The 11,952-nt window shown below is 59.8% G+C and carries 11 protein-coding genes and 1 riboswitch; all 11 genes read right to left on the reverse strand.

The annotated features are described in order from the left end of the window. Positions 1–632 precede the first annotated feature (632 nt). Positions 633–1,466 (reverse strand): tryptophan 2,3-dioxygenase, encoded by an 834-nt coding sequence (locus ACTF58_RS09385; protein WP_438991716.1) that lies wholly within the window; start codon positions 1,464–1,466, stop codon positions 633–635. A gap of 137 nt (positions 1,467–1,603) precedes the next feature. After that, entirely contained in the window at positions 1,604–2,917 is a 1,314-nt protein-coding gene (locus ACTF58_RS09390; protein WP_438991717.1) for a TRAP transporter large permease, read from the reverse strand. Further along, complete coding sequence (locus tag ACTF58_RS09395) at positions 2,914–3,486, reverse strand: TRAP transporter small permease (RefSeq protein WP_438991718.1); 573 nt, start codon at positions 3,484–3,486, stop codon at positions 2,914–2,916. The genes ACTF58_RS09390 and ACTF58_RS09395 overlap by 4 nt, the downstream gene beginning before the upstream one ends. Before the next feature lie 113 nt (positions 3,487–3,599). Continuing rightward, the gene (locus ACTF58_RS09400) at positions 3,600–4,361 is read right to left on the reverse strand and encodes an ABC transporter ATP-binding protein (protein WP_438991719.1); all 762 of its coding nucleotides are present in this window, start codon (positions 4,359–4,361) and stop codon (positions 3,600–3,602) included. Then, positions 4,358–5,341, reverse strand: coding sequence for a FecCD family ABC transporter permease (locus tag ACTF58_RS09405; RefSeq protein WP_438991720.1), 984 nt, complete (start codon positions 5,339–5,341; stop codon positions 4,358–4,360). Before ACTF58_RS09405 ends, ACTF58_RS09400 begins: the two co-directional genes overlap by 4 nt. Next, on the reverse strand, positions 5,338–6,081 hold the full coding sequence (locus tag ACTF58_RS09410) for an ABC transporter substrate-binding protein (protein ID WP_438991721.1): 744 nt from the start codon (positions 6,079–6,081) through the stop codon (positions 5,338–5,340). Before ACTF58_RS09410 ends, ACTF58_RS09405 begins: the two co-directional genes overlap by 4 nt. A 76-nt stretch (positions 6,082–6,157) precedes the next feature. Beyond that, positions 6,158–7,990: a TonB-dependent receptor plug domain-containing protein gene (locus ACTF58_RS09415; protein ID WP_438991722.1), complete on the reverse strand. Its 1,833-nt coding sequence runs from the start codon at positions 7,988–7,990 to the stop codon at positions 6,158–6,160. A 121-nt stretch (positions 7,991–8,111) separates the two neighbouring features. Further along, a riboswitch (cobalamin riboswitch) is annotated at positions 8,112–8,308 on the reverse strand. Positions 8,309–8,528: 220 nt separating this feature from the next. After that, positions 8,529–9,224 (reverse strand): RraA family protein, encoded by a 696-nt coding sequence (locus tag ACTF58_RS09420; RefSeq protein ID WP_438991723.1) that lies wholly within the window; start codon positions 9,222–9,224, stop codon positions 8,529–8,531. After that, positions 9,221–10,342 (reverse strand): cobalamin-independent methionine synthase II family protein, encoded by a 1,122-nt coding sequence (locus ACTF58_RS09425; protein ID WP_438991724.1) that lies wholly within the window; start codon positions 10,340–10,342, stop codon positions 9,221–9,223. The genes ACTF58_RS09420 and ACTF58_RS09425 overlap by 4 nt, the downstream gene beginning before the upstream one ends. Positions 10,343–10,354: 12 nt before the next feature. Continuing rightward, positions 10,355–10,966 carry a class I SAM-dependent methyltransferase gene (locus tag ACTF58_RS09430; protein WP_438991725.1) on the reverse strand — a complete coding sequence of 204 codons (612 nt, stop codon included), beginning with the start codon at positions 10,964–10,966 and terminating at the stop codon, positions 10,355–10,357. After that, entirely contained in the window at positions 10,954–11,919 is a 966-nt protein-coding gene (locus ACTF58_RS09435; protein ID WP_438991726.1) for a cupin domain-containing protein, read from the reverse strand. Before ACTF58_RS09435 ends, ACTF58_RS09430 begins: the two co-directional genes overlap by 13 nt. Positions 11,920–11,952: the final 33 nt, after the last annotated feature.

The following is an 11,952-nucleotide window of genomic DNA, read 5'->3' on the forward strand; positions in this document are numbered from 1 at the left end:
TGTGCGAACAGTGCAGCGGTTCGATCCCGCTATGCTCCACCAAAACCCTTTCATCACGATTGATCTCCCAGCACTCCCAACAGCGCACAGGCGCTGACTTAACGCACAAAAATGTGCGAACAGTTCAGCGGTTCGATCCCGCTATGCTCCACCAAAACCCTTTCATCACGATTGATCTCCCAGCACTCCCAACAGCGCACAGGCGCTGACTTAACGCACAAAAATGTGCGAACAGTGCAGCGGTTCGATCCCGCTATGCTCCACCAAAACCCTTTCATCACGATTGATCTCCCAGCACTCCCAACAGCGCACAGGCGCTGACTTAACGCACAAAAATGTGCGAACAGTGCAGCGGTTCGATCCCGCTATGCTCCACCAAAACCCTTTCATCACGATTGATCTCCCAGCACTCCTAACAGCGCACAGGCGCTGACTTAACGCACAAAAATGTGCGAACAGTACAGCGGTTCGATCCCGCTATGCTCCACCAAAACCCTTTCACTACGATTGATCTCCCAGCACTCCCAACAGCGCACAGGCGTTATGTGTTTGCGTGACATATGAAAGGGCGCGTTTTCTTCGCAGAAAACGGGGCGGAAAATTCGAATTTTCCGTTGGGGGATGGGTGGCGCTTACAGGGCGCCGCGCAGGTTCCAGAGCTCGGGGAAGAGCTCCACTTCCAGCATTTTGCGCAGGTATTGCACGCCACTTGTGCCGCCTGTGCCGCGTTTGAAGCCGATGATGCGCTCCACTGTCGTCACATGATTGAAGCGCCAGCGGCGGAAGTAATCTTCCAGATCAACGAGTTTTTCGGCGAGCTCGTAGAGGTTCCAGTATTTGGCCGGATCCTGATAGACTTTGAGCCACGCGGCCTCCACCGCCTCATCGGCCTGATGGGGCGCACGCAGGCGGAACACCTCGGGCGCAAAGCTTGTGCCTGTTTCGGCCGCCAGTGCGCGCAGGGCGACGTGATAGAGCGAGGGGCGGGCCAGCTCGTCTTCCAGCAACTGGTGCAGCTCGGGGCGGTGCTCATGCACTTTCATCAGGTTTTCATTGCGGTTGCCAAGGACATATTCAACGAGGCGGTATTGGTGCGACTGAAAGCCCGATGAGCGGCCCAACGTCTCGCGGAAGGCGGTATAATCGGAGGGCGTCATGGTGCGCAGAACGTCCCATGCAGAATTGAGCTGATCGAAGATGCGCGACAGGCGGGCACACATCTTGAAGGCGGGGGCGTAATCGCCTTTCTCCAGCAAGGCGCGGGCGGCTGAAGCTTCGTGCAGCGCGAGTTTGATCCAAAGCTCGCTGGTCTGGTGCTGGATGATGAAGAGCATTTCGTCATGCGCGGAAGAGAGCGGCGTTTGGGCCGAGAGGATTTGATCTATGTGGAGGTAGTCGCCATAGCTCATGTCACGCGCGAAAGACATTTGCGCGCCGTCTGTATCGGGGTTGTAGCTGTCGCTCATGACGTATCCTTTTGGCTTTGGGCGAGGGTATGTCTGCCTGTGCTCTCATTCAATCGCAACGCCGTCGCGCTTGCGCGTCTGCGTATTGCGCGCGCACTGGTCTGTGCGGCGCCACGAGTGAGAGGCGCCGCCCTTGCTTAGGGAATGAGAAACAACGTGATCGCGGGGAACATCACAAGGATCACCACGCGGACCAGATCGGAGCCGACGAACCACATCACCGCGCGGTAGGTGTCACGCATGGGGGTTGTTTTGTCCATTGCGTTGATGATGAAGAGGTTCATGCCCACGGGGGGCGTGATCAGCCCGACTTCGACCACGATCAGCACGAGGATGCCAAACCAGATCGCCACGTGTTCTGGCGTCATGCCGAAATCAAGCTGGCTGATCACCGGAAAGAAGATCGGGATGGTCAGCAGGATCATTGACAGGCTGTCCATGAGGCAGCCGAAGACGAGGTAAAACGCCAGCACGATGATGAGCACGGTCCAGGCGCTATAGCCTTGGGCGACGACCCATCCAGAGAGTTCCTGCGGCACTTGGGAGAGCGCAAGGAAGCCGTTGTAGAGGGCTGCGCCGAGGACGATGAAGAAGATCATGCCTGTGGCTGTGGCTGTGGCGATGATGCTTTCTTTGAAGACGGCCCAGCTCATGTTGCCCGAAGCGAGCGCGATCAGGCCTGTGCCAGCCGCGCCGATGGCGGCGCCTTCTGTCGGCGTGAACCAGCCCGCATAGATCCCGCCCACAACGAGGCCGAAGACGACAAGCACGGGCCAGACATCAAGCAAGGCGCGCCAGCGCTCGGCCATGGGGACAGGCTCGCGTGTGCCTGCGGCGTCAGGGTGCACGCGCACATAGATCGAGATGGTGATGATATAGCCAAGGGCGGCGAGAATGCCGGGGATGAAGGCGGCGAGGAAGAGCTTGGCGATGTTTTGCTCTGTCAGGATCGCGTAGATCACAAGGATCACCGAGGGGGGGATGAGAATGCCGAGGGTGCCGCCTGCGGCGAGTGTGGCTGTGGAGAAGCCGCCCGAGTAGCCGTAGCGGCGCAGCTCTGGCAGGGCCACGCGCGACATGGTCGCGGCTGTTGCCAGCGAGGAGCCGCAGATCGAGCCAAAGCCTGCGCAGGCGCCGACGGCGGCCATAGCCACACCGCCTTTGCGGTGGCCGAGGAAGCTTTCGGCGGCTTTGAACAGCGCTTGGGACATCCCCGAGAGGGTCGCGAACTGGCCCATCAGCAGGAACATCGGAATGATCGTCAGGGAGTAGGAGGAGAAGGTGCTATAGGTCTCGTTTTTGAGGCGCGCCATGAACATATTGGTGTCGCCTGTGGCAAACCAGAGGCCGCCGATCCCTGCGAGGAGCATGGCAAGGCCAATGGGCGCGCGCAAAAAGATCATCAATAGCAGGGCGGGGAAGGACAGAAAGCCCAGTTCAAGCATAGTCAATGGGACGCTCCTTCGGAGTGAGGCAGGTAGGCGCGGCCTGTGGCCAGCTCGGCGATGCGCGCAAAGGCACAGTAAAGCGCGACAACACAGGCGACGAGAGAGGCCGCAAAGCTGGCGGCGTAGGCCCACCAGATCGGAAACTGTAGCAGGAAGGTTGTCTCGTTATACTGCATTTTGTCGAGCATACCGACATAGAGACGTGCAGCGATGAGCAGGATAACCGCTGTCAGAACGACCTCCCAGAAGGCCATCAGGGCCTTATTGGTGCGGCGTGGCAGGGCCGAGGTAAAGATATCGACAGTGGCATGGGCCCCGTAGAGTTGGGTCAGCGGTAGGAAGGCAAAAATCGCAAAGGCAACGCCCGCTTCGAGCAGCTCGAAATCGCCTGTGATCGGGCCAACGCCTGTCTGGATCAGCCAGTCGCCAAGCCCCCCGAGGCTGCCAGCATGGCCCAGTGTATTGAGCGCGCGGCCCGTGACGCTGACAAAGGTCAAAACGACCAAGGCACAGAGCACAAGGCCGCCAAGCACCGCCATAATCCGCGCCAGTTGTGAAACATACTTAAGCATTGGATCCCTCCCAAGACCGCCATATCACCGACCGATCGGTCGAAAATATGGGTTGCGCGCATACCTACACAGAACCCTAGGGCGATCAAGCCCGTGTTTCTACTTATTTCGATTTATCGGGTGACTTCTGTCGGCTGGAAGATCGGGCCTTGGGCGGTATTTTCATAAAACACCCGAATGCCAAAAACCTCATTCAGCCGCGTCTGCGTGAGCACCTCGGCCGGCGGGCCATCGGCCACAAGGCGGCCTTGGGAGAGCATCAAAATACGCGTGCAGTGCCGTGCGGCAAGGCCAAGGTCGTGCAGCGAGACGATCACAGATTTGCCCGCGTCTGCGAGGGCGGCAAAGCTTTCCATTGTGCTGATCTGGTGGGCGGGGTCAAGGCCGGCGATGGGCTCGTCCACCATCAGAAGCGGCGTTTGCTGCGCCAGCGCACGGGCAATCAGCACGCGCGCCTGCTCGCCGCCAGAGAGCTGGTTGGCGAGGCGCTCGGCGAAATCTGTCAGGCCCATTTCGGCGAGGGCCGTATCCACGGCGGCCTGATCTTCAGGGCGCAGTTTGGTGCCGCGCGGCAGATGTGGGATACGGCCCAGCGCAACCACGGTTTCAACCGTCATCGGCCAAGCGATATCGCGCGCTTGAGGCAGCCACGCCACAGCGCGGGCGCGCGCAGCAGGCGACAGCGCCGTCAGGGAGCTTGTGCCTTTGGCGGGCAAAAGGCCGAGAGCGGCGCGCATCAGCGTGGTCTTGCCCGCCCCGTTTGGGCCGATCAGCCCGACACATTCGCCCGCCCCGATCGACACGGTGACATCATCCACCACAGGGCATTCGCCGCGCAGGGCTGTGAGGCGCTCAAGCGAAAGCAGCGGGCTCATGACAGCTCCTTTCGGGTCTTGAAGATAAGATGCAAAAACAGCGGCGCACCGATGAGGGCCATAACGACCCCGAGCTTGAGATCGCGGTCTGGCATGATCAGGCGCACAGCAATATCAGCCGCCAGAACCAGCGCCGCCCCCCCGAGCGCCGAAGCCCAGAGCAGCCGCGAGGGGCGACCCCCCACAAAGGGGCGCAGGATATGCGGCACAACAAGGCCGACAAAGCCGATCGCCCCCGCAACAGCCGTCCCTGCGCCAACCACGCAGGAGACGCCAACCACCAGCGACAGCCGCAGGCGGGAGAGATTGACCCCCATCGAACTGGCCGCATCTTCGCCCAGCGTGAGCGCATCAAGGCCGCGGCCCAATGTGCCAAGCAAGCCCCACCCCAGCGCCATAACCGGCAGGGCCAGCCAAACGTGAAGCATGGAGCGGTCGGCCAGCGACCCCATCATCCAGAAGACAATCTCGTTGGCGGCGTATGGGTTGGGCGACAGATTGAGCACCAGAGAGATCAGCGCGCCCGCCATCGCAGAGATCGCTATCCCCGCGAGAATAAGCGTCATGGAGGCCCCGCGCGGCCCCGCCAGCATCAGCACAAGCAGCACGCCGACAAGCGCCGCTGCCAGCGCCGAAAGCGGCAGCGCCAGCGCAAAAGCCGCCGCAAAGCCTGTTTGCAGCGAGAGCACAGCCCCGAGCGCCGCCGAAGAGCTGACCCCGATCAGCCCCGGCTCTGCCAGAGGGTTGCGCAAGTAGCCCTGCATCGCGGCCCCCGCAAGGCCGAGCGACGCACCAATCATCACGGCAAGGAGCGCTCGCGGCAGGCGGATTTCGCGCATCACCAATGTGAAGGGCGTTCCGTCATCGGCCAGAAGGGAAGACAGGCTTTGGGCAAAACTCGCTTCGGCAGGGCCAATAGCGAGCGAGGCCGCAAACAGCAGCGCAACAACGGCACCGAGAAGACACATCAAACGGATCATGGGAAAAGCGCCTCGCGTTTTGCCACCAACTCCTCAATGGCGCGCAGAACGAGAGGCGTGCCACAGGCCCAATCGCGGCTGACCATGCTGACGGGTGCGCCGCCGCCTGTGACCGCGCGCACAACAGGGTGCTGCGGCACCTCTTCGGCGCGCGAGGCCCCAGCGTAGGGCGTCGAGCTCATCACCAGATCTGGTGCGCTCATGGCAAGGCGTTCAAGCGGCATACGGCCACCATAGTCTATGCCCAGCTCGGACGCGATATTGATAAAGCCGGCGGCGGCGATCATTTCGTCAGGCAAGGTATGCGCGCCCGAGGTATAGCCGTTGGCGGCATATCCGACAGCGCGCGGGCGGATCACCGGAGCCGCGGCCGCAAGGCGCGCAAGCCCCGCCTCAAACGCCTCCACAAGCTCGGCCGCGCGCGCCTCGCGGCCCAGCGCCGCGCCTATCTGACGCAAGCGCAGCGGCACATCTGCAAGGCTGCTCGCCGGAGCCAAGCGCAAAACAGGCACGCCCAACCGCTCCAGCATTTCGACAGAGGCACGCGCCGTATAGGTGCCCGCCAAGACAAGATCGGGCTTCATCAGATAGATTTCTTCGGCGCGGGCGGAGTTGATATGAAAGGCGCGCGCCTCCTCCACCATCCCCGAAATGCGCGGATCAATCGCGAGGGCCGAGAGCGAATAGAGCTGGCCTTCGCCCGCGACCAACATGGCAAGCTGATCGGTACAGACATTCATCGAGACAACCTTCTGAGGTGTCTCGCCATAAACTGCTGCGCCAGCCACAATAGCCAGCGCAGCGGCACTTATGAGCCTAGAAAGACGCACGAACGCCAAAGTATAGCGCGCGGTCGGAGGTGCCGTAGCCACCTGATGTTTGATACTCTTTGTCAAAGAGGTTCTCGACGCGCAGGTAAAGCTCTGACGTGTCTGAGACGGCATAGTTTAGCGTGGCATTGGCAACGGTATAGTCAGGCATGGCACGCAGTGGTGATCCATCTTGCGCGCGGCCAGCGATATAATTGGCGCTCAGACCAAGCGAAAGACGCTTATTTAGGTCAGCCTGCACACCAATCACCAAGTCATGATCTGGCACGCGGCGCAGTTGATTGCCGCTAGCATCAGCCGTATCAGTGTAGGTGTAAGAGCCTGTGAGCATCACAGAATCAGACAGTGCAAATTCACCATAAACCTCAAGACCTTGGGTCACGCTTTTACCTGAGATTTGATCATAGGAATATGTCGACAAGCTGTAATCGATCAGATTGTCGATCTCGTTATAAAATACGACAGCCTTGATTATGGAGCCTGACGTATATGCGTGCTCCAAACCGATATCAAAACTCACTGACGTTTCGGCTTGCAGTGCTGTGTTGCCAGACCATACGTCATAAAGCTCGTAGAGCGAGGGCGCGCGCGCACCATTGCCAAGCGAAGCACGCAGAGTTGTCGCCTCAGACGTCCGCCATGCCAGAGCTGCTCGGCCTGTCAGTGCGCTGCCAAACGTGGAATGATCTTCGAAGCGCGCTGCGAATGAAACATCCACATCAGAAGACAGTGGCGTCAGAACCTCGGCAAAAACAGCAGAGGTCTTTGTCTCTGCATAAAAGGCATCAAGTTGGGCCGTTTCTTTTGCATGGGTGAAACCAAAGGACATTTGCCCGGCTGGAAGCGCGGTTGTGCCCTTATAATCAAATGCGGTCCGCTCCCCTTCAAACGACTTGGTATAGATTGAGGAGGGCTCACGGCTGTGATTGTTAGACACTGCAATCCCAATTTCGTGATCAACACGCTCGCCATCAACCCGGGCAAAGACACGCGCTGCCTTGCGTGTGTTGAAATAAGGAACTTCATCGTCAACCACGCGAAACCCCTGCGAGGGGTCTGACTGCTCAATGTTAGTGTTTGTATCCGTGTAAAGAAGCGAAGCGCCCAGCGTCAGCACATCAGTTGCCGCAAACGTCGCGCTCAAGAGAGCGTTTGTTCCTTTTGAGGCGTCCCGCTCTATATTGCCATCATTTTCCTCTGCTGAGGAGAAGCCGTCTGATTTAAACTGGGTCAGTGAAAAAGACAGGTCTATGCGCTCAGTCTTACGCAGATACCCAAAAGTTGCGCTTTGCGTATCATATGAGCCGACTTCAGCGCCAAACGTGTAGCGCTCACCCTCTTCGCTCAGGCGCATCGCTGCCATGTTGACCACGCCACCAACAGCAGAAGATCCATAAAGCGCAGATTGCGAGCCCTTCAAAAGTTCGACACGGCCGATACCCTGATTGAGAATACCGCCCCAGTTGAAGAGATTTTGCGGGCCTGTTGTGTCGGTTAAATTGATGCCTTCAAAGAACACAGGCACATATTTTGAGGGCAAGCCGCGAACAGACATCAACTGTGTCGCTCCAACAGACCCGTTACCCGCAAAAGCAACACCCGGAAGCGCATCGATCTTGGAAATCACCTGCTGCGTGCCACCGCTTTGCAGCGCGTCTTCCGTTACAACCTCGGTTGTTGTGCCTGTCTTGCTCAGCGCAGTCGGGACCGAGCTTGAAAACAACGTAATCTCCCCAAGATCAAACGCCTCCTGAGCGTAGGCGGGTGTATGGGCGATGAGCAACGCCAGAGCGGCGGATGCCTTGAGTGTAGAGTGCATTTGGTCCTTCCCCTGCGCGATCCGCGCAAGTCATTTATACGGGAGAAGGCATAGCCCCCCCGTGGTTACAGCGAATGCCACCACGACGGAGTGTCCGTTACCTATGCGCCCCTCGCACACGGGTAGGGTGAACATCCTGGCAGGTCTCCTGACTTGCGGGTCGGGGCTTGGCTGGGCCTTCCCACCCTTTTGAGGCAGTGGCTTTGATCAGCTTCGCTCGCCGCTTACAGTTGCGGGGGCAGTTGTGGAGTTGGCTCAAAAGCCGCACCACATTCCCTATTCACCGGCAAATGCCGGACCAGAATGTCGCAGTCCTATTACGACTCCTTCATTTGCGTCAAGCGCTCAGAGCCTCAAAGCCGCAATTAACTTTTTCTTTCCAAAAATATCCACGGGGGGAGTGGCCGAAGGCCGCGGGGGGCGCGTGCGCCCCCCCTTAATCAAACCTGCGGGCGCGTGCGCCCCGCTAAACAAACCTGTGCGCGCAGAGCGCGCGCCATTGGGCCGCCTTGTGGGCCGCCTCGCGGGGCCTTTTGGCTCAGGTGCGCGCCGCCTCAAAACCCGACCAGGCCGCTTCAAAGGCCTCAAAGTCAAAGCCCTCTTTGCGGGCGGGGTCCAGCACCAGCTTTTCTGTTTCCAAAAGCTTCAAGATGGCCTCTTCCAGCCCCTCCATCACCTCAGGCGGGATCACCAGCGCGCCGTGGCGGTCGGCGTGGACAAGCTCGCCCTCCTCCACGCGAAGCCCCATAATATCGGCTCCCGTTCCAATTTCGCGGACATGGACAAAGGCGTGGCTCGGCCCGATCGAGCCTGCCACAACAGGAAAGCCCGAAGGCAGATCGCCCAGGTCGCGCATCACGCCATTGGTGAGCGCGCCTGAGAGGCCGAAGCCTTTGTGCACCGTTGTGTTGATCTCGCCCCAATAGGCGCCGACAGCGTCGGGATAGTCGAGATCCTCCACAACAGCCAGCGCGGGGCGCGGCCCGCCTGCCATGTGGCGGTAGTAGTCCATGCGCCGCGCCTTGATCACCTCAGGGGCCTCTGTGGGCGGGGCCAGTGCCGCGATTTTGGCGGTGCGGGCGTAGCCGACCATCGCCCCCTCTTCGGGCGCGGAGGCAAGCATCGTGCCACGGGTAAAGCGGGCAAAGCCGCGTTTGCCTTGGGCCACTTCTATGGCGTTGCAGACTGTGGGGGTATCGACCTTTTTGAGCAGGTCCAGCAGGGAAGGTGTCATTTGACGCGCGCCGCCCCATCTGAAAGAGATTTTAGCTTGGCATAGGCAATCGCAGGGTCGACAGCGCCAAAGCCTGCAAAGGTTCCAAAGCCGCAATCAGACCCGGCAATCACCCGATCCTGCCCCACAATATCCACAAACCGTGTCAGCCGTTCGGCCACAAGATCGGGGTGTTCGACAAAGTTTGTAGTGGTGTCCACAACGCCCGGAACCAGCACTTTATCTTCGGGGATGTCTGCCTTGCGGTCGCGAAACACCGCCCATTCGTGGCCGTGGCGCGGGTTGGAGGTTTCAAACAGCATATAGCGCGCTTTGGTGCTCATCAGGGTGTCAAACATCTTGCTCATCGGGATATCGCAGCAATGCGGGCCTTCGTAATTGCCCCAGCAGATATGCACGCGGACTTTCTCGGCGGGCACGTTTTTCAGCGCGTGGTTGAGCGCCTCGACATGGCTGGCGGCCACTTTGAGGAAGGCCTCATCGCTCATCTCAGTAAACAGCATATGGCGCGAGAGCGCGAGATCAGGGCAATCGAGCTGCAAATCCAGCCCCGAGGCGACGATGGTTTCGTATTCTTCCTTCATCGCGTCTGCCAGCGCGGCCAGATAGGCTTCGCGGGTTTTGTAGTGATCATTCTGCAAGAACAGCGAGATCACCCCGGGCGAGGCCGCGTTCATAAAGCCGCGCTCGACCCCTTCGGCCGCCATCGCGCTTTTGAGGTTGGATATATCTTTTTGCAGCTCGCCCTGGCCTTTGGATTTCACCTCACCGACGCACATGGGCCGCGCATATTGGGGCGTGCCGCCATCATTGGCGAGGCGCTCCAGAAAGCTTGGGAACATCTTGAGATCGGCGGGCGCATTGCGCGGGCTGTCGCCGTCAAAGCCTGTGTAGCGGTCTTTGACGTAGGTGGCATAGCTGATCTTTGATGTCTCGCCATCGCTGACAATATCAATGCCAGCGTCCTTTTGCTTGGCCACCGTGTCGCGCACAGCCGCCGTCATGCAGGCGTCAAAGGCGGCTTGGTCATAGTCTTTGCCGTGTTCGCGCGCAAAGATGAAATCAACCACCTCCTGCGTGCGGGGCAAGCTGCCGACATGGGTTGTCTTGATCGTCATTGTGCAATCCTTTCAGTCTTTGCGCGCCATCAGAACGGAGTGGCGGCCACAGTCGGGGTCTTCGGCCAGATAGGCCGTGAGGCGCAGCCCGTTGGCCTCAAGGCTATGTGCATATTCGGCGGGAGAGAGGCTGGCATGAAAGACGGTGCTGCCCGCAACCGTCCCTGTTGTCTGGCCCGCGTGGGGGCCAACCGTTGTCATCAATGTGCCGCCCTGATTGAGCAATGCGGCGAGGCGGGGCAGCGTCTCTCTCTGTTCGTTTTCTGTCAGGTGGAAAAAGCTGTTCCAGGCAATCACGCCATCAAAGCGTTTCTCCATTTTCAGGCTGCGCATATCGCCAAGTTGCCAGTCTTGGTCGGGCCAGCGGGCACTGGCGATTTCAAGCATCGCTGGCGAAAAGTCGACGCCCGTATAGGCAAAGCCCTCGCCGATCAGCCACGCCGCAATCGGCTCGCCCGCGCCACAGCCAAGGTCGAGCACAGAGCCGCCCTTGGGCAGCCCGTCGCCGAACCGTGTCAGCCAGCGCGCCTCCGAAAGCGTGCGCGAGCGCGCTTTGTCATATGCGCTCGCGTTGGCCTCATAAATGTCGCGCGTCTGGTCGGACAGGCCGTTCAGCTCGTCCACGTCAGACCTGCGGGATCATTGGTTGCGACAACGCGGTAAAGCCCTGCCTCGCCTGTCATCGACGGCTCGCAGGTATAGGCTGTGTTTTCAGGCACTGACATCGTATCGCCCGGGGCCAGTGTTTTGCTCAGCCCCGCGCAGCGCACACGCCAATGGCCTGTGACAGGCATCAGCACGGTGGGTTTGTCTGAGGTTTGCTTTGTGGTGAGGGCCGAGCCACGGGTGATGAAATCAACCTCAAAGCCGGGTTTGTCGCGGATGCTGGCTGTCTCGCCGATCACCTTTGCGGGCGCGGTGTCGGCCATGCCATAGAGGTCAAGATAGCGGCGGACATAGCCTTGAATCACCTCGGAGCTTGTGGGCGCGCCGAAGCTGTTGGCCTCTTCTTCGGAGAGCTTCGCCATGGGCTTCACCCCGTCAGGCAGGCTTTGGCCTTTCTTGGTGTCATAAAGCTTGCCTGTTTCAGCGAGGATCAGCCCGTGATCAGCCGCGTCCTCGATCACCTGTGGCGCCCAGACCACGCCGCCGCCTGCATCGTCGCCGCCGAGCACCGCCATGATCATGGCGTAATCTTCGCCGATATTCTCAAAGCCGCGAAAGATCCCTGTCGGGATATTGAAGATATCGCCCTTTTCAAGGATCACTTCGCCTGCGTCGCCATAGCGGCCCCAGAAGAAGCGCCAGCGCCCCGACAGCACAAAGAACACCTCCGCGGTGCGGTGGGTGTGCAGGCTGTTGCGCACGCGGGGCGGCTGGCCTGCTGCGCCGATGTTGAAGCCGTGCGGCAGCCCGATATGCACGTGTTGATCGGGGCTTTCGGAGACGCCGCCGCCAATAATTGTGAAGTTTTCTTTTTGGTCACTTCCGGGCGTATGGGCGTCGATAAAGGCCGTTTTGCAAGGCTGAAGCTCGCCGTAGCGCACAATGCGGTTTTCGAGGTCTTGGGGTGTCATGGGGTTTGTCCTTATCTCAATTTTCTGTTGTCT

Source organism: Lentibacter sp., from assembly GCF_965657785.1.
In the GTDB taxonomy this organism is placed as follows: Bacteria; Pseudomonadota; Alphaproteobacteria; order Rhodobacterales; family Rhodobacteraceae; genus Lentibacter.